General features: G+C 35.2%; 17 protein-coding genes. 13 read left to right on the top strand and 4 right to left on the bottom strand.

The window, feature by feature from the left end:
• Positions 1-45: 45 nt before the first annotated feature.
• From hemE to AACZ41_RS03145, 5 genes are read left to right on the top strand one after another with little or no spacing between them, the layout of a single operon-like run.
• Positions 46-1077 (top strand): uroporphyrinogen decarboxylase, encoded by a 1032-nt coding sequence (gene hemE, locus AACZ41_RS03165; protein ID WP_339626430.1) that lies wholly within the window; start codon positions 46-48, stop codon positions 1075-1077.
• A 51-nt stretch (positions 1078-1128) separates the two neighbouring features.
• Positions 1129-1671: a GNAT family protein gene (locus tag AACZ41_RS03160; RefSeq protein ID WP_339626428.1), complete on the top strand. Its 543-nt coding sequence runs from the start codon at positions 1129-1131 to the stop codon at positions 1669-1671.
• The gene (hemF, locus tag AACZ41_RS03155; RefSeq protein WP_339626426.1) at positions 1661-2563 is read left to right on the top strand and encodes an oxygen-dependent coproporphyrinogen oxidase; all 903 of its coding nucleotides are present in this window, start codon (positions 1661-1663) and stop codon (positions 2561-2563) included. The genes AACZ41_RS03160 and hemF overlap by 11 nt, the downstream gene beginning before the upstream one ends.
• Positions 2554-3498: a DUF4421 family protein gene (locus tag AACZ41_RS03150; RefSeq protein ID WP_339626424.1), complete on the top strand. Its 945-nt coding sequence runs from the start codon at positions 2554-2556 to the stop codon at positions 3496-3498. The genes hemF and AACZ41_RS03150 overlap by 10 nt, the downstream gene beginning before the upstream one ends.
• Positions 3499-3507: 9 nt before the next feature.
• The gene (locus AACZ41_RS03145; RefSeq protein WP_339626422.1) at positions 3508-4296 is read left to right on the top strand and encodes a PhzF family phenazine biosynthesis protein; all 789 of its coding nucleotides are present in this window, start codon (positions 3508-3510) and stop codon (positions 4294-4296) included.
• 20 nt (positions 4297-4316) lie between these two features.
• Here AACZ41_RS03145 and AACZ41_RS03140 read toward each other — a convergent pair whose 3' ends face one another.
• On the bottom strand, positions 4317-6959 hold the full coding sequence (locus AACZ41_RS03140; RefSeq protein WP_339626420.1) for a DEAD/DEAH box helicase family protein: 2643 nt from the start codon (positions 6957-6959) through the stop codon (positions 4317-4319).
• Positions 6960-7118: 159 nt separating this feature from the next.
• Here AACZ41_RS03140 and AACZ41_RS03135 point away from each other — a divergent pair, with 159 nt between their 5' ends.
• Genes AACZ41_RS03135 through AACZ41_RS03115 form a run of 5 tightly spaced genes read left to right on the top strand, consistent with a single transcriptional unit; the run spans position 7119 to position 11295 of the window.
• Positions 7119-7268 (top strand): hypothetical protein, encoded by a 150-nt coding sequence (locus tag AACZ41_RS03135; RefSeq protein ID WP_339626418.1) that lies wholly within the window; start codon positions 7119-7121, stop codon positions 7266-7268.
• 18 nt (positions 7269-7286) lie between these two features.
• Positions 7287-8276 (top strand): porphobilinogen synthase, encoded by a 990-nt coding sequence (gene hemB / locus AACZ41_RS03130; protein WP_339626416.1) that lies wholly within the window; start codon positions 7287-7289, stop codon positions 8274-8276.
• A 17-nt stretch (positions 8277-8293) separates the two neighbouring features.
• The gene (locus AACZ41_RS03125; RefSeq protein WP_339626414.1) at positions 8294-9640 is read left to right on the top strand and encodes a serine hydrolase domain-containing protein; all 1347 of its coding nucleotides are present in this window, start codon (positions 8294-8296) and stop codon (positions 9638-9640) included.
• Between the two features lie 34 nt (positions 9641-9674).
• A complete protein-coding gene (locus AACZ41_RS03120; protein WP_339626412.1) occupies positions 9675-10802 on the top strand; it encodes a hemolysin family protein in 1128 nt (375 codons plus the stop codon).
• A gap of 16 nt (positions 10803-10818) precedes the next feature.
• Positions 10819-11295: a methylated-DNA--[protein]-cysteine S-methyltransferase gene (locus AACZ41_RS03115; RefSeq protein ID WP_339626410.1), complete on the top strand. Its 477-nt coding sequence runs from the start codon at positions 10819-10821 to the stop codon at positions 11293-11295.
• Positions 11296-11469: 174 nt separating this feature from the next.
• On the opposite strand, the gene AACZ41_RS03110 is transcribed toward AACZ41_RS03115, so the two are convergent.
• Positions 11470-12591, bottom strand: a complete 1122-nt coding sequence (locus AACZ41_RS03110) for a hypothetical protein (protein WP_339626408.1) — start codon at positions 12589-12591, stop codon at positions 11470-11472.
• A 177-nt stretch (positions 12592-12768) separates the two neighbouring features.
• Between AACZ41_RS03110 and AACZ41_RS03105 the strand changes: the two genes are divergently transcribed.
• Both AACZ41_RS03105 and AACZ41_RS03100 read left to right on the top strand, forming a co-directional pair.
• On the top strand, positions 12769-13488 hold the full coding sequence (locus tag AACZ41_RS03105; protein ID WP_339626947.1) for a 3'-5' exonuclease: 720 nt from the start codon (positions 12769-12771) through the stop codon (positions 13486-13488).
• Positions 13489-13603: 115 nt separating this feature from the next.
• The gene (locus AACZ41_RS03100; RefSeq protein ID WP_339626405.1) at positions 13604-14113 is read left to right on the top strand and encodes a DUF3124 domain-containing protein; all 510 of its coding nucleotides are present in this window, start codon (positions 13604-13606) and stop codon (positions 14111-14113) included.
• Between the two features lie 2 nt (positions 14114-14115).
• Here AACZ41_RS03100 and AACZ41_RS03095 read toward each other — a convergent pair whose 3' ends face one another.
• Positions 14116-16317 (bottom strand): S8 family serine peptidase, encoded by a 2202-nt coding sequence (locus AACZ41_RS03095; protein WP_339626403.1) that lies wholly within the window; start codon positions 16315-16317, stop codon positions 14116-14118.
• 164 nt (positions 16318-16481) lie between these two features.
• Complete coding sequence (locus AACZ41_RS03090) at positions 16482-17459, bottom strand: endonuclease (RefSeq protein ID WP_339626401.1); 978 nt, start codon at positions 17457-17459, stop codon at positions 16482-16484.
• A 74-nt stretch (positions 17460-17533) separates the two neighbouring features.
• Here AACZ41_RS03090 and hflX point away from each other — a divergent pair, with 74 nt between their 5' ends.
• On the top strand, positions 17534-18745 hold the full coding sequence (hflX, locus tag AACZ41_RS03085) for a GTPase HflX (RefSeq protein ID WP_339626399.1): 1212 nt from the start codon (positions 17534-17536) through the stop codon (positions 18743-18745).
• Positions 18746-18910 lie beyond the last annotated feature (165 nt).

Raw genomic sequence — 18910 nt, 5'->3', positions numbered from 1 at the left:
AGCCAAACATTCAAAGCTTCTCGCAAAGATGAACAAAGACAACCTATGAGTTTAAAAAACGACTTATTCTTAAAAGCCTTAAAAGGTGAAACCGTAGAGAGACCGCCAGTATGGATGATGCGCCAAGCCGGTAGATATTTGCCAGAATTTATGGCGATTAAAGAGAAGTATGACTTCTTTACTCGTTGTCAGACTCCTGAATTGGCATCAGAAATTACCGTACAGCCTATTCGCAGATACGGAATGGATGCCGCAATTTTATTCAGTGATATTTTGGTGATTCCACAAGCAATGAACATTCATGTAGAAATGAAACCGAATTTTGGTCCGTATTTACCGAATCCTATTCGCACTCAAAAGGATTTAGATAGCGTTATCGTACCAGATGTTCATGAAACATTAGGTTACGTAATGGAAGCTATAAAAGCGACCAAGGAAAAATTGAACGATGAAGTTCCTCTAATTGGTTTTGCTGGTTCACCATGGACTATTTTATGCTACTGTGTACAAGGTCAAGGAAGCAAAACGTTTGACAAAGCAAAAGAATTATGCTTTACACAACCTGTTGTTGCACATGAATTACTACAGAAAATAACAGATACCACTATTGCATACCTAAAAGCTAAAGTAGCTGCAGGTGTCAATGCCGTACAAGTTTTTGATTCGTGGGGCGGCATGCTGTCACCAACAGATTATCAAGAATTCTCTTGGCAATACATTCAACAAATTATCGATGCGTTAAAAGACGAAACTCCGGTTATCGTTTTCGGTAAAGGATGTTGGTTCGCCTTAGGCGAAATGGCAAAATCCGGTGCATCTGCACTTGGAGTAGATTGGACATGTTCTGCTAGGAATGCGCGATATCTAAGTGGTGGTAAAATTACATTACAAGGTAATTTTGACCCTGCAAGATTGTTATCACCGCCAGCTGTAATTAAAAAGATGGTCCACCAAATGATCAATGAATTTGGAAAGGATAGTTATGTAGTAAACTTAGGTCACGGTATTCTACCCAATGTACCTGTTGAAAATGCAAAGGCGTTTATCGATGCCGTGAAGGAATACAAACAGGTGTAATATATTTCATTACGTTAATACGTAATGTGTAGTCGAAATTATAGTAGAGCTATGAATTCATTTCAACTGTCAGATTTTGAAATAAACCCGATTTCAGAAAAAGATGGATGGCGTTTATGCGACTTCGTATGTGCAAATACAGATTATATAAAACGGTACTTTCCTAAGACCGTTGCTGCAAATTTGAATCCTACATTATCTAAAATCTTTGTTTTAGAAAAGGTATCAGAGTTTCTTTCCGGTAAAGAGTATTTGTTTACGCTCAAAGAATTGGAACAAAAAAAAATAATAGGTCTGGTCTATCTTAAAGAATTAAAAAGAGCAACTAAAGAAGCTGAAATTGCTTATTGCATTGCATATCCACATAAAGGAAAAGGTTTCGCTTCAGAAGCCGTTAAAACCATTTCAGAATGGGGATTTACAGAGCAACATTTAAAACGACTTAGAATAATAGTTTACAAATCGAACATTGGGAGTATTAAGGTAGCAGAAAATTGTGGTTATCTTTGGAAGAAAACGTTGGTAAAAGAACACACTCCAACTAACGAATACCCGTTAGATATGGAACTTTACGTCTTAGAGAATGAAAGATAAATTTTACGCATACATAGAACAACTTCAAGATACCATCACATCTAAATTAGAAAAGGTTGATGGAAAAACAACATTTAAGGAAGACGTTTGGGTTCGCCCGGAAGGTGGTGGTGGCCGTACCAGGGTTATTGAAAACGGAGCTGTTTTTGAAAAAGGAGGTGTCAATATTTCAGGTGTTCATGGGGAGCTTCCCGATAGTATGAAGGCTTATTTTGGTGTGAAAGATGCTAATTTTTTTGCTTGCGGATTAAGTTTAGTATTACATCCAAAGAACCCAATGGTGCCAACGGTTCATGCAAATTGGCGGTATTTTGAATTGTATGGAAATGATGGTGAAATTGTTGACCAATGGTTTGGTGGTGGTCAAGATTTAACACCGTATTACTTATTTGATGAAGATGCCGTTCATTTTCACAATGTATGTAAATCCGCTTGCGACAAACACAACGATACTTTTTACCTTACCTATAAAAAACGATGCGACGAATATTTCTGGAACACGCATAGAAATGAAGCCCGTGGTATTGGCGGATTATTCTTTGACTATTGCAAGGCAACCGAAGAAATGAATATGCAAGACTGGTACAACTATGTTACCGAAGTTGGCAATAGCTTTTTAAGTTGTTATGTACCGATTGTTATAAAAAGAAAAGACTTGGATTACACTAGGGAACAAAGAGATTGGCAAGAAATTAGACGAGGAAGATATGTAGAATTCAATTTAGTTCATGATAAAGGAACCCTGTTCGGTCTAAAGACCAATGGACGAATTGAGAGTATCCTGATGAGCCTTCCACCGCATGTACAATGGCGTTATGATCATCATCCTAAGAAAGGTAGTGAAGAAGAACGACTATTGAATGTATTAATGAAACCTAAAGAATGGGTTTAAGATTATCACTTTTACTGATCTTATTATGTTTAACAGAGTTCTGTACTGCCCAAAATTCTACCTATAAAGAGTCCTTTCCAGACAAAGTCACCCTTCGACTATCCTTACAGACAACTTCCAATAGTTTTACGCTTAGAGACAAGATAACGAGGGATAAAACCGAATTTATTCCTAATGACAAAAGCTATTTGGGCCTATCCGTACTATTTCGTTTTTTAGAGGTTGATTTTGGCTATGCACCCAATTTTTTGTCCGAGAATAAAGACAACGGTGACTCTAAATTAATTACGTTCAATATTAGAACATTTTTTGGGCAATACATGCAGACGGTAGACATTTACAAGCAAAAAGGATTCTTCATTAGAACACAAGAATTAACCCTGCCTATAGATGATTTAAAAACGTTCAAAATTGGCGGAACATCTAGCTATATATTTAATCCTGATTTTTCTTTTCGAGCTATAGGCTTTCAAAATGAATGGCAAAAAGAAAGTGTAGGTAGTTTTATACCTGGCATCTCCTATTATTACACCAAATTTAAACTTGAGGATCCCTTCTTAGAAAATCAACTGGAACATTCTTTTAAAATGGCCGTTGGACCTGGATACTATTACAATTGGGTGTTCGATGAAAACTATATTCTTTCAGCAGGTGCAACAGGAGGTTTGGGATTTAATCTCTCCAAATCTCAAGGAAAGACTTCCTTGAATGGACTTGCCCAACTAATTTTCAGATTAACCGGTGGATACAACTCAGAAAACTTCTTCAGTGGTATAAACATTAATACACAACTTCTAACACATACTTCTGCCGAAAATTTTGTTTTAGATGATTCTATTAGTTTTCTTGAATTTTATGTGGGATATAGATTTGACGCACCCAAAAAATGGGTTGCCAAAGCAGATGAGATAAGTCGTAAATTTGGAATAGACTAAAATTTTACCATGAAGCAAAAAATATATCAAATAGATGCGTTTACAACAAAGCTGTTTGGTGGCAATCCGGCAGCAGTTTGTATTCTTAAAGATTGGTTAGAAACTGAGCTTATGCAACAAATCGCTGCCGAGAACAATTTAGCAGAAACTGCTTTTGCGGTTAAAAAATATAATTATTATGAGATACGTTGGTTTACCCCTGAAATTGAAGTGGACCTTTGTGGTCATGCAACCTTAGCAACTTCTTTTGTACTATATAATTACTATGGTTTTAAAGAAAATACACTTCGGTTTATTTCGCCTAGAAGTGGTGAGTTATTAGTGCAAAAAAATGAAGTTGAACTTTTTACTATGGATTTTCCTACGGATGATTTAATCGCCGTTTCAGAGCAAACTGATATTTCTAAAGCCATAGGAAAGCAACCTTTGGAGACCTATAAAGGAAAAACCGATTATTTACTCATCTATAACTCTCAAGAAGAAATCGAGGCTATTAAACCCGATTTCCATTTATTAAATGAATTGGATTGTAGGGGTGTAATTGTTTCTTCAAATGGAAATGAAGTTGATTTTGTATCTCGTTTTTTCGCGCCGCAATGTGGTATACCTGAAGATCCTGTAACAGGTTCTGCTCATACTACACTTACACCATATTGGTCAAAGAAACTGAATAAGAAAACACTTACCGCAAAACAACTATCTGAACGTGGTGGCGATATACAATGCGAATATCTTGGAGAACGTGTAAAAATATCGGGTAACGGTGTTTGCTATTTAATTGGTGAGATAGAAATATAGCGCACTAATTATACATATTTTTATTTCCATGTAATCGCTTTTTTTGAAATCTCTTCAAATTGATATTTAAGATGTGAGAATCTTGCTTTTAGCAGTTCTTTTCTACCCTTTAAGGATCTCGTAAATAAAATTCTAGACCCGTCAACCTCTTTGTTCCAATATTTTTGAAAAAGCAGCGCTTCTGTTTTATTCTTACCACAATTTTTTGGCACCACGTAATAGCTACGAATACCCATTTTCCTTTTTATCCAATTACCATTTACCAATAAATATTTAGGATTATCAATTGGAGCGATGACTTCCTCTAAAAGCGATATAAATAAGTTGCTATCATGCTGACTTGCATCTTTCAAATAAATCGAAAATGACCCTTTTATATTTTGCTCAGAATGGATGATGGCATCAACAGATTCAAAGCTCAACACTTTAGAATCTAAAAGATAACCCAATAAAGCTTTCCCTATTTTCTTGGTTTTCTTGTATTGATTTCCAAATAGAAAATATAGTTTGAGTGCTTTAAACGTTTTTGGACCAAAACCTAAGAATAATGCTGCAAAGAACAAATACAATACTTGCACCATACCCTTATTTAAAACTGCCCCCATATTTTTTATTAGAAATTCAGGCACAAAGACCGAAACACCTAAAACAACTTCTAGCATTACATATTTGCGCGCATTTAACGCATGCATCTTTTTAGTCTTGGCATAGGGTTGCTCTTGACCGTACGGTATTTTAAGTTCCCGTACCAAAATATTGCCTTCTTCAATCGCTTCGTTCCATCGATTCTTGAAAACGGATTTTTGCTGAGACAACAACAACATATTCTTGTTAATCCTTGCTATTTCGGTAGATTCAGACCACTTCAAAGGTAATACCAATCGGTCTATTCCATTTGAGATATACACCTCGTCCCTTAACGAAACGCCCGTAAAGGCATCAAACCGTTGCTGTAGCTTTTCCATATCCTTTCCACCATCAATAGCCGTAGGATCTAAACAAGCCAAGTGCCAAATACTTCCTGTCTTATCGAGATTATTGGCATCTACACGTATGGCACGACCCCTCATCTGATTTGAAGACACGAACGAACCTACATAAGAAGCCAGCACTAAGGTATTTATACATGGAGCATCCCAGCCTTCACCAAGAAATGCCTTAGTACCAACAAGTGTCTTAATTACTCCTTCAGCAAACAGTTGGGTAACAGCTTCTGCAATTTTATTTTTCAAGGCATCGGGTACATGAATAAGAACATAACCTTCAGACCCATCTACATTTGCATTCGTTAGATTCTCATTAGTCAAAAGTTCCCTTAGTTGGTTTAACGCAGTCTCATGAATAATAACCAACGAACCCGTAAGAACGCCTAAAGAAGTTTTACCTACTTGTTTCGCTAATATATATTTAAAAATAGGAAGAACACCCAGCTTATTTAGAACGCTGGTTTCCCTCCCTTTAAAATTCAAAAACTCTTTACGAATAAAATCGGTTAAGATGACCGTTCTGGCATCTTCCTCTAGATGCTTATCTGTATGCTTTACAATCTGGAATATACTTTCAAGCTTGCTAGGGCTGTTAGACAAGTTTCTATATAAAACCTCATCTCCCACAAAGTTTACCCGTTTATGTTCTAAAACCCCAATTCGTTTTAACTCTTTTTCAATAGGCAACAACACCTCTTCAAAGGCTACGAATTCTTCTCGCTGATCTATGAGTAAATGCTGCAGCAGTACTTGTGCCCATTCATAATTGAAACTAGGAAAAGTGACATCGCTGTTTGAAAACCCTAATAGCTTAAGGTTTTCTTCATTTACGGCATAACCACAAGAATTTAAATAAATAATGATGGACGAAAAGAACCTAGGGTTTTGATAAATATATTCTAAAGATTCTTTTGGGGCGATATAAAAATCAAGGGTAATTAAACTTTCTTGTAATGCTGTATTAGCAATAAGGTTATTGGTAAAGTTTAATATCTGCTCACGATAGTTAACGATATACCTTATTTGAGCCTCTTCTGGTTTGGAGAAATAGATAAAGTCTTGATGCGGACAAAGATCTCCGTTCTTGATAAGATCTGGTACGGCAATTTCATCATCAATTGGTCCGCATAAACTAAAATAGCGATTAATTTCAGTAGCTGTACTATCATATGGTGGCGTCGCCGTAAGAGCAACCACGGTTAATCCTTCTATTTCCTTCAAATGATATAAACAATACCACCACTCGTTTTTAAGGTGATGTGCCTCGTCTAAAACTAAGGTCTCGATTTTATGAAGCTTGATAAACGCTAATAGCTGCTGTTTAGCGTTATCACCAAATGATTTTGATAACGAAAACAAGGATTGATAGGTAGAAAATGTAATGTGATCCGGAGATTTTATATTCAGTGAATAATCCTCAAATTTACCATCGACCGTAAAGAACTCCAACAATCTAGAACGCCATTGATTGCGAATGGTCAAAGTTGGTGACAACACCAAAGTCGGCTTACCGATACGTTTCAATATTTCTAAACCGAGTATTGTCTTGCCAGAACCTGGTGGTGCAATTACATGTAAATGCTCATCTTTTATATGTTCTTGAAAACCATCTAAAAACTCTTGTTGGTAGTTACGCCAGGTATATTTGAATTGTAAAATTTCACTGATTTTCTGCATCAAGGATCATTTAGCCGCTAAGCCTATAAAAATAAGTAATAACCGCTCTAGCTATTATTCAAATTCCCCTATTTTTGTAAAGCTTCAAGATACATTCGTTTTATTTGGTAAAGACTAGTTAGTTAAAGCGATAAAGCGTTTGAATATAAATATTCAGGTATGGCAAAAAAAGGCAAGGCTAAAAATACGGTGAACAAAGCAAAGCATGCCAAGCTAATGGATAGAAAGAAGAACAAATTGAAAAGAGAAGCTGCGTTAAGAAAAGAACGCTTAAAAGAAATCATTAGAAAGAGTAAAGAATCTGAATAAGCAATAAAATATAGTATTATGTACCCACTTATACGCCCAAGAAGATTACGTAGCAATGAAGCCATTAGAAGTTTGGTAAGGGAAACCATTATTTCACCGAGCGATTTTTTAGTACCTCTTTTCGTTGTTGAGGGCAAGGGCATTAAAGAAGAAATACCTTCTATGCCTAATTATTACCGCCTTAGCCTTGACAATTTAACAAAAGAGGTGAAAGAACTTTGGAAAATGGGTTTACACTCAGTTCTATTATTTGTAAAAGTTCCTGATAATTTAAAGGACAACAGCGGTTCGGAAGCATTGAATGAAAATGGTTTAATGCAATTGGCCATAAAAACGGTTAAAAATGCTTGTCCAGATATGCTCGTTATGACTGATGTTGCCCTTGACCCCTACTCATCATATGGTCATGATGGTATTGTTGCAGACGGACAGATTTTAAACGATGAGAGTGTTGAAGTTCTAGCGGAAATGAGCGTATCTCACGCCAAAGCTGGTGCCGATTTTGTTGCGCCAAGCGATATGATGGATGGCCGTATTTTAAGTATTCGTGAGGCATTAGAAGATGAAGGATATCTCAATACAGGGATTATGGCCTATAGCGCAAAATATGCCAGTGCCTTTTATGGTCCTTTTAGAGATGCTTTAGACTCAGCCCCCGTTGATATTAAAAACGTACCCAAAGATAAAAATACCTACCAAATGGATTTTGCCAATCGCTTTGAAGCTATTAGGGAAACTCAGATGGATATTGAAGAAGGTGCTGACATTGTCATGGTTAAACCAGGTTTGTGTTATTTAGACATTGTACGCGAAATAAAGAATGAAGTCGATGTACCTGTCGCCGTATATCAAGTATCTGGTGAATATGCCATGGTAAAAGCTGCCGCAGAAAAAGGATGGTTAAATCATGATGCCGTAGTAATGGAACAATTAACTGCCATCAAAAGAGCTGGCGCCAATGTCATCGCAAGTTACTTTGCGAAAGATGTAATACGGATTATGGGATAATTATTAGACCTTTTTTCATGAAAAAAATACATATAATACTTTTTGGTTTATTATATCTTGGGCTTAATGCTCAAGAAAATGATTCGAATATTTTAATGTTACCAAAAGGATCTACGTTACAAAAATCTACTTTAGCACACTTTGAATTAGACTCTATACACATTTACCAAAAGGTAGATAGCATTATAACGAATGGTATAAAAAACCATTCGTTTCCTGGGGCACAGATTTTAATAGCTAAGGCCGGAAATATAATATTTCATGAAGCATACGGTTACCACACTTATGATAGCATTCAACCTGTTGCGCTAACTGACCTTTACGATTTGGCCTCGGTTACCAAAATTTTAGGGCCATTACCTGCAATCATGAAATTAGTTGATGAGGGAAAACTAGATTTAGACAAACCTTTCAGCTCTTATTGGAAGCCATGGAAACGCCGGAAAGACAAAAGAAACATTACGCTTAGAGAAATTTTAGCGCATCAAGCAGGGCTTAAGCCCTATATTGTTTTTCTAAGTAAAACCTTAAAACATAACGGTCGGTTTAAAGAAAGATTTTTACGTGATAACGCGAGCGAAAAATTTCAGAATAAAGCTTATGAAAACATCTATGTAAAAAATAGATTTAATAGGAAAATGTATAGAATGATAAATCGTTCTGAAGTTTCAACCAATAAAAAGTACACATACTCAGGATTAACTTTTCTAATCTTTCCAGAGTTAATATCACAAATTACAGGAATACCTTATGAGGATTATCTGGCTCAGAAATTTTACAAACCACTTGGTATGAAAACTTTTGGATTTCTACCAAGCAATCAAAACTTTACCAACAAAATTGTTCCAACCGAAGTAGATACTATGTATAGACATTCTTTAACTAAGGGTTGGGTACATGATGAAAATGCTTCATTATTAGGTGGCATTTCAGGCAATGCCGGCCTATTTGGCACTGCAGACGATTTAGCAATAATTATGCAAATGTTTCTTCAAAAAGGAATTTATTCAGGTAGACGCTATATCTCCGAAAAAATAATGGAAGAATTTACCCGAACACAATATCCAGAAAACGAAAATAGAAGAGGTTTAGGTTTTGATAAACCATACTTGAACAATTATAAATTCTCTTTGCCAGATGCATATCCTGCGCCAGAGGTTGGTCAAGATAGTTTTGGACATGGTGGATTCACTGGAACCTTTGTTTGGGCAGACCCAGAGCATGAATTAATTTATGTTTTTTTATCAAATCGAGTGTACCCTACCAGAGATAATAGAAATATTTATGAACTCAATATCAGACCAGCTATTCAACAAGTATTTTATCAAGCATTCGATAACGCGATACAGCACAAACCTTATTAATTTTATTGATATCTTCGGTTCTTAAAACCATCTTATGGGACTTTTAGTATTTTACGCATTCGTATCCATCTTCTTTTCATTCTTATGTTCCATATTAGAAGCCGTATTGCTAAGCATTACACCAACTTTTATAAATGTAAAATTGAAAGAAGGTAAATCATTTGCCAAAACATTAGAAGTTCTTAAAAAAGATGTAGATCAACCTTTAATTGCCATACTTACCATTAACACAATCGCCCATACGGTTGGTGCAATTTTAGTAGGTGTTCAAGCTAAAGCGGCTTATGCCGAATTATATGGCAATGAAAGCCGTTCAGTTTTTGGTATTGAATTTACTGAAGACCTTATGGTAGGTGTAGTTTCTACGTTAATGACAATTCTTATACTAGTTGCATCAGAAATTATTCCTAAAACTATTGGTGCTACCTACTGGAAACAACTCGCAAATTTTTCAGCAAAAACCTTAAATATTATGGTAATAGGCTTAAAATATACAGGGTTACTCTGGGTATTACGTCTGTTTACGAAAATGGTCGGTGGTGGTAAACATCATGGTAGTGTTCTAAGTCGTGAAGATTTCCACGCCATGACAGATATGGCCCATAAAGAAGGGGTATTTGAAAAATCTGAATCAACTATCATAAAAAATTTACTGCGATTTGATGATATTCTTGTAAAGGATATTATGACACCAAGAGCCGTTATGAAAATAGCTTCTGAGGAAAAGTCCATAGCTGATTTCTTTAAGGATAATCAAAAATTACGTTTTTCTAGAATTCCTGTGTACACTGAAAATATGGATAACATAACCGGATTTGTATTGAAGGATAATGTTCTCGAAGAGATGATCAATCAAAACGGAGAGATTCCATTAAAAGAGATTAAGCGCGAAATACTTGTAACTCGAAGAAGCACGCCCATTCCAACATTGTTTGAAACTCTTATTCAAAAACGTGAAGCTATCGCACTTGTAGTAGATGAATATGGTTCTGTGAGTGGATTAGTAACTATGGAAGATGTTATTGAAACTTTATTAGGCCTAGAGATAATGGATGAGAGCGATAATATAGCAGATTTACAGGTACTGGCAAGAAAAAATTGGGAAATACGCGCAAAAGCTTCTGGAGTCATTGAAAAGCCAAGTGTTTCACCGGACGAATAAAAACAAAATTATATCAATGGACGACGTTGCATATATTAATACACCATTAGGGGTTGCCAAAATAACTGGAAGCTCTGAAGGCCTTTCCTCTATCATCGTCTTAGATTCCGAAGAACCAATTACTGATGTTATGCCAGAATCATTGGAGGATGCCGTTTATCAACTGAATGAATATTTTGAAGGTATTCGAACAGAATTTCAACTAGACCTAAATCCTGAAGGCACAGAATTTCAAAAAAAGGTTTGGTTAGAACTGCAAAACATCCCTTATGGAAGAACAGCTTCTTATATGGAACTTTCAAAATTGATCGGTGACCCCAAAGCCATTAGAGCTGTGGGAGCTGCAAATGGCAGAAACCCACTTTGGATTGTTGTTCCTTGTCATAGAGTTATTGGCAGCGATGGTTCACTTACCGGTTATGCCGGTGGCCTGCACCGAAAAAAGTGGTTATTGGATCATGAAAGTCCGCACAAACAACAGAGTTTATTCTAACCCACTATTTTTTAGAGATTACCAAACAAACTAGCTAGTTTGTTTTATCATTGAAAGAATCGTTTGTCGATTAATAAATAGGTTTTGGTCGATAAAAATTAGTTTTCCATCTTCATTTTTTTAAATCTTAAGTCCATTCGCAATTGAAAAACAGACTAGGTGGTCGGTAATCAATTAATCAACAAAATAGGTTGGAAGGAATTCCAAATTCCTTTGTACGACCAAATTACCTTCTAAAGAAACCAATAAAAAGCCTCCTATTTCATCCCCTACTTGATTTTGAAGCGCATATGAAATGGCAAAGAGATTTATATCTGAAAGATACTGACCAAATAATGGTCGTATACTTATTTCTTCATCTTCATTTACTTTATTGATCAATCCTACAATATCCAAAATCGTATTATCACCAGAATTCAAGTCTAGCACTGCAGGTCCGCTCTCAATTTCAAAAGGTTGTGTATAAACGTATTGATAATATAATTTTTCATCTACTATCGCTCCATTTATCGGACCCGCTTCAAAAGGTTGTGCCATTGGTAATACCGAGGTAGATATGCTAAGAAAGTTTAAAGTATCAAAAAACTCTAAATTGGTATTACTATTACCTTCTTGAGTCAAAATTGCCAAATTTCCCAAGTCTGTAATTAGAAAACTAGGTTTTCCCTTACCAAACTCAAACGTCTTCAATATAGCATTAGCATCTACATTATACACCGCTAATTTATAATTTTCACTACCCGTTAGATATGTAATAAATAAATTTCCATTATCATACAAAGGCTCAAACAACCTTGTAATTCCGAACTCTAATGATATGTCAAAACCCTGCATGTCGGCAAAAGAAACAACACGTAATGTCAAATTAGTAGAACCAAGAGGCTTATAAAGTCCAAAATAAACCGAATTCTCATCATTAATCCCCCAAACCAAAGACCGTTCAGCGCTAGTCATGTAAAAATCAGGAAAAAAACTTATTTTACCTGTGCCTAAATTCTTTTGAGCAAGAGAAATTGCACTATTTGAAAAAGAATAAAATGACAACGAACCCTCAAATTCTCGTAGAGTTAAGTAATTGTTCTGTATACCTAATTCACTCGAAAGATTGATTCGGGTTCCTGTATTATTTAGACTTTCATAGTCGTATTGGTAAACTTCCTGCAAGTCTTCACCTATAATGGTTAGATTAAAATCTTGACTTTCTTTTGTTTCTTGAACTTCGTCGTTACTGCACGAAAACAAAATAGCCGCAATGAAAAGAACTAAAACAATTAGGTGCTTATTACCGAAAATCATGGATATCTTTTGTGTTATAAAAATTAGCTAAATAGAATAATCGGCTACTATGTAATTGTAAGATTTCATAGCAATTGATATCCAGGCTTAAAGATACCATATTTTGAAACGAATTAAATGGGCCTTAGAATTGAAGAAATTATCTTAAATTTCTATTTCATAGTAATTTACATCTCTATGCTAAATAAGATACAACTAGAGCATATTCTATTTTTAGATATTGAAACCGTACCAGAAAAAAGCTCCTTTGACCAATTGGATGATACCACCCAACAACTATGGGCCCACAAATCGCAATACCAACGAAAAGAAGAATTTACTGCCGAAGAATTTTATGATCGTGCAGGAATTTGGGCAGAGTTTGGTAAAATCATTTGTATTTCTGTAGGCTATTTTAAATTTCAAGGAGAAAATAGAAGTTTTAGACTTACTACTTTTCACGGGGAAGAAAATAAATTATTGCAAGAATTTAAAACATTATTAAACGAGCATTTCAACCATCCTAAAAACATATTATGTGCTCATAATGGTAAGGAATTCGATTTTCCATATATAGCGCGTAGAATGATTATTCATGGCATTTCTCTACCTAATAAGTTAGACCTATTCGGCAAAAAACCTTGGGAGATTCCACATATAGATACCATGGAGCTTTGGAAATTTGGAGATTACAAACATTATACGTCGTTAAAGTTAATGGCCCATGTTCTAGGTATACCTTCGCCAAAAGAAGATATTGATGGCAGTATGGTAAAAGCGGTCTATTATGAGGAAAACGATTTAAAAAGAATTGTAAACTATTGTGAGTTAGACGTTTTAACTACTGCACAAGTTTATTTAAGACTACGAAATGAATCGTTATTAGAAGATGATGAAATAAAGAAAGTAGCCAAATAATTAATATGATTAAAACGGTATAATTCTTACTAAAAAACAAGAATCCGTACTTTAAAAACTGCATGAATGATGTAATTTTACTAACAGTGTACTTTGTTCTAAACCACTTTTAAATATGAAAAAATTCATTCTATTATCCTTTGTTGCCATAGCGCTATTCAGCTGTATGGAAGAAAAGGAAATCAGTTCTATAAATCCTGAAAATTGGTCTAAAAGAAAAATCACTTTAAACACTAAGGATTCACTGGAGTATGGAAAATCTTACCTTTCTATTTATTCTCAGATATATAGTAGTTCAGAGCATAAAACACACAACCTCACTGCTATGGTCAGTTTGCGAAATACAAGTGATATTGATACGATATATATCCTGAAAGCTGAATATTTTGATACACATGGCACTTCTTTAAGAAGTTATTTCAACCATCCTATTTATTTAGCCCCTTTAGAAACTGCTGAAATTATTATTGATGAGATGGATATAGAAGGTGGCACAGGGTCTAACTTTATTTTTGAATGGAACGCTCCAAAAGATGGTCCTGAGCCTTTGTTTGAAGGGGTAATGAATTCAACGGTTGGTCAACAAGGACTTTCATTTACAACACAATCTAGAAGAATAAAATAATATTAATACTTATAGAATTTTGTACTCTTGTTTACGTCAAAATCTTGAATTTGCAATACATATAATCCTGTAGGCAAATCAGAAACATTTATTCTAGAATTGGTAGCAGAATCCATTTTCAACTCTACACCACTTGTACTTAGTATTCTAAACACTGTACTATCGGTAGTTTTAATATTCAATTGAATCTCGTCAATTGCAGGATTAGGATATACACTAAAAGGAATTTCAGAATCAATACTTAACGTATTAAAAGTTTCTAAAACAGTTTTTTCACCTTGAAAGATAAAAGTAACTGGGTCGCTATATTCAGAAGCTATATTTTGAGAACAAAAAGTTCTAATTCTAAAAGAATATGTATTATCAACCATTAAGCCGTTCCAAGCAAAATTATTGATGGTAATGTATTCAGTAGACCATTCTTGTTGGTGAACTTCTTTATACTGTATTTCATAAAGTCCGTCTGTAGTAGCATCCCAAGTAAGGTCTACACTAGAGATTTCGGTTTTTTCTAAAGAAATTTGATCTGGGGCTTCAATTGAACAAGTAGTCATCATTACACCTGAAAGAATGATGGAAAAATCTTGTGTATTATTTTCTAATTCACCTTTATGAGTCACTGTAATGGTATACGTGCCGTTTGCATTTGGTATCTCAATACGTTCGAAAGGATCTACATTATTATCTCCTTTTATGGCAGCGCTACTAGCTTGCGCAGGATTTAATTTCCAAGGTAAAAAAGATTTACCGTTCTGAGTAATTCTAATATCAAGGTCATTATTCAATGCAGCAGTGGTATTGTTCAATTCACCTTTATTGATATAAGCTGATTCTAAATCAGTCCAAGAAATTGAAGCTATTAATGTCTCATTTCCTTTTGCAGAAACAGTCAATGAAAATGTTTCTCCGTTTTCTAATGACTCTTCGGCAACATGACTGGTAAAATCCTTATTATAAAGAAGCTCAGCAGCGCTCTTAGCATTCATAACGCCCCATCCCATTTTGTAATCAGGCCCTAATGCATCAACATCATCTGCTGTATGCAATGCCAAACCTTTTAGTGTAGCAGCTTTCATATAAGAACCATATAATTCTTCATTATACTGTTGCAACAATAATAAAGAACCTGTTACACCTGGTGTTGCCATTGAAGTACCCGAGGAAGTATTATAACTTGTATTACTATAAGAATCAGTAGAAAGTACTGATCCACCATTACCAGCGATATCAGGTTTAATTCTACCATCATCAACAGGACCAAAACTACTGTAAGCTGAAACATCTGCACTTTTCAAGTTACCATTTCCATCAATTTTAGAAATTACACCAGCTACTGTAATTCCATTTTTAGCTAATGTAAAACCTAGCAACACATCAAAACCATCTGCAGTTGTGCCGTAAATAGGTGACTCGTTGTCTCTGCTTTTTTGCGCATTACCTGCAGCAGAAACCATTAAGTAGTAAGGTGCGTTGTACATAATCTTGTCCCAATCTTGAGCTACTTTAGTATAAGCACCGAAATACCAATCTGGTACACGATCCGCTTTAATACCGTAAGAATGGTTAGAAAGTAAAAGTCCGTCAGCTGCTGCTTCAGTAACTTCAATTTTATCTCTTGTCCAATCGTGAGAAATAACACTTGCCATACTAGCTACGCCCTTTGCCTCTTTCTTATGACCAGTTGAGATAATACTACCAGTAACTCGGGTTGCATGAGAATCTACTTCAGTTTGATCATCACCAATTTTAATTCGAGTGGTATATTCAACATGATTTTCTAAAGCTACACCTGAATCCCAAACACCTACTTGCATGCCTTCACCATTTAAATGAAGACCTAGCATACCATTTGTATTTAAAGTGGAGGCTCTAGATATTAAACCAGCTTCGTCAGAATAGGTTTCATAATATAAAGGACTACCATCTTCACCTATTTCTTGTAATTCGATTTTTTTACCGTTTGCTAGTGTTTCCTTAATTTTCCAATTGTTCAGTTTTGCAACTTCTTTCAATTGTATTCTTTTCATTTTATAATCAGAAACCAAATTAGATTTGAAACTAGCCAACTCAATATTCTTATTATTAGAAGTTATCTTTAATCGTTGCTCTGTAGATTGGCCATTAAGGTTCATTACTGTTGAGAACACTGAAAAAAGTACTATTAGAATACTACTTGCGCTGTATGTAGAGTTTTTGGTATTCATCGTTAGGCTATATAAGTGTAAGATTTGGACTACAAATATATAAACCAGAAACTGTGTTCGATGAGTGAACACTTTTATTCGATGAATTACCTATACATTACGGTGAACCTGTTGTGAAAACATCAATTTATGTTGTGTAGGTTTTTTCTTTCTTTTTAAATATGTTATGAATTGAAGGTAAATACAGTATATACCGGAAAATGGTCACTATATCCACCCATATATCTATGTGACACGAAAGTTCTATAAGGAGTACCTTTATATTTGCCTTTCTTTTCCTTCAAAGATTTATGATCAAAGATACCGGCAGTATCAAAACTATGCGTGTTCTTTTCAAAGTTGAAGAATGAATTTGAAATCAAGACTTGGTCGAACATATTCCACTTCCCGCCATAGACAGAAGTCCCTCTACTGTCAGGAATGTGTAAAGTCTCCATAGCATTAAACAAACTTGTACCTTCCTTCAGCACTTGAATACTCTTTGAGGATGGGTCGTCATTAAAATCTCCCATTACAATAATGTTAGGCTCTAGCTCTTGCAACTTAATACTTTTAATATTTTGAATAATTTCTTCAGCAGCAATTACTCTTTTGTATTCAGTTTCAACATCACCATCTCGCCTAGATGGCCAATGGTTTACAAAGATGTGTACTAATTCTTTATTTAATTCACCCTTTACATAAAGTATATCTCTAGTAGTATCTCTAATACCACCAGCGTTATTGACCATTAGGGCTAAAGGTTCGGCATGTAGAACTTTAAAAAACTTTTTTCGATAAATAAGTCCAGTATCAATACCACGTTCATCTGGCGAATCGAAATGTATAAATCCGTAATCTAAATCCTCCATCGGGTCTGTATCTACAAGTGCCTGAAGAACACTATTATTTTCCGCTTCGGCAACACCAATTAATACCGGTGGATATGGATGTTTTTCTTCTCCAATTCTAATGATGGTTTTTGATAGTTTGGCCAGCTTATGTCGATATCGTTCTACAGTCCACTTTTTTATTCCGGTGGGGGTATAATCTCTATCTAAGGTATTTTTATTTTGTTCTGGATCAAATAGATTCTCTAAATTGTAGAATGCAATAGTATATCGTTGTTTCTTAGCCTTTTTTTTAAAAAATGGTATACGCATAAAGCTTTTTATTGGGTGAATAAAAATACGAAATAGCTTATGGCTAATTGCTTAATTTTGCACTTTACGGAATTATGATAGAAAAGAAGAGTATAGATTATGAAAAAGCGGTTCTTATTGGTATAATCAATAAAGACCAAAATGAGGAAAAGGTTAAGGAATATCTAGATGAGCTAGAGTTTTTGACCTACACTGCCGGTGGAGAGGTTTATAAACGTTTTACACAACGAATGGACATCCCTAACCCTAAAACCATGATTGGAACAGGGAAAATGGAGGAAATCGAAAAATATGTTGAAGAGCACGAAATCGGTTCGGTTATTTTTGATGATGAACTTACCCCTGGCCAACAACGTAACATAGAAAAGCAACTGCGCTGCAAGATAATTGATAGAACCAGTTTAATTCTGGACATTTTTGCGCAACGCGCACAAACTAGCTATGCTCGTACTCAGGTAGAACTTGCACAATATGAATATCTACTACCTAGACTTACCGGACTTTGGACACACTTAGAGCGCCAAAAAGGTGGTATTGGTATGCGTGGGCCTGGTGAAACGGAAATTGAAACGGATAGACGTATCGTTCGTGATCGCATCACATTGCTTAAAAAAAAATTGACCAAGATAGACCGCCAGATGGAAACCCAAAGAGGTAACCGAGGAGCTTTGGTAAGGGTGGCACTAGTAGGGTATACCAATGTTGGTAAGTCTACCTTAATGAATGTAATTAGCAAAAGTGACGTATTCGCAGAAAATAAACTCTTTGCAACCTTAGATACTACAGTGCGAAAAGTGGTTATCGGTAATTTGCCTTTTCTGTTAAGTGATACTGTAGGTTTTATTAGAAAGTTACCTACCCAACTGGTAGAAAGCTTTAAAAGCACTTTAGATGAAGTGCGTGAAGCGGACCTACTATTGCATGTTGTAGATATTTCGCACCCTCAATTCGAGGAGCATATCGAATCTGTAAACAAGATTTTGTCCGAAATAAAAAGCTCAGACAAAAAAGTCATCATGGTATTCAATAAGATAGATCAATACGAACATGAAACAATTGATGAAGACGATTTAATTACTGAACGCACCGGAAGACATTTTACCATTACAGACTGGAAAAATACCTGGATGGAAAAGGTGGGAGACAGAGCACTTTTTATTTCTGCGTTGAATAAAGAAAATCTAGATGAGTTTAGAAAACGAGTTTATGACGAAGTAAGAGATATACATATAACCCGTTTTCCGTATAATAACTTTCTATATCCTGAACATTTAGACGAGTATTGATTGCCAATTACAATGTAAAATGTGTAGTTCATCGATGAAATTAAACCATTAATAAATCTCACCACATTTTAAGTTATGTTCACAACATAAATTATCATCAGCAAAGGTATTGGGTTAATTTTACCATGTGCTTAAGTGTTAGTGTTGACCCCAAATCAATATTTG

Source organism: uncultured Maribacter sp., from assembly GCF_963974015.1.
In the GTDB taxonomy this organism is placed as follows: domain Bacteria; phylum Bacteroidota; class Bacteroidia; order Flavobacteriales; family Flavobacteriaceae; genus Maribacter.
The sequence above is the reverse complement of the archived record's forward strand: the minus strand, read 5'-3'. Positions and strand labels throughout refer to the sequence as shown.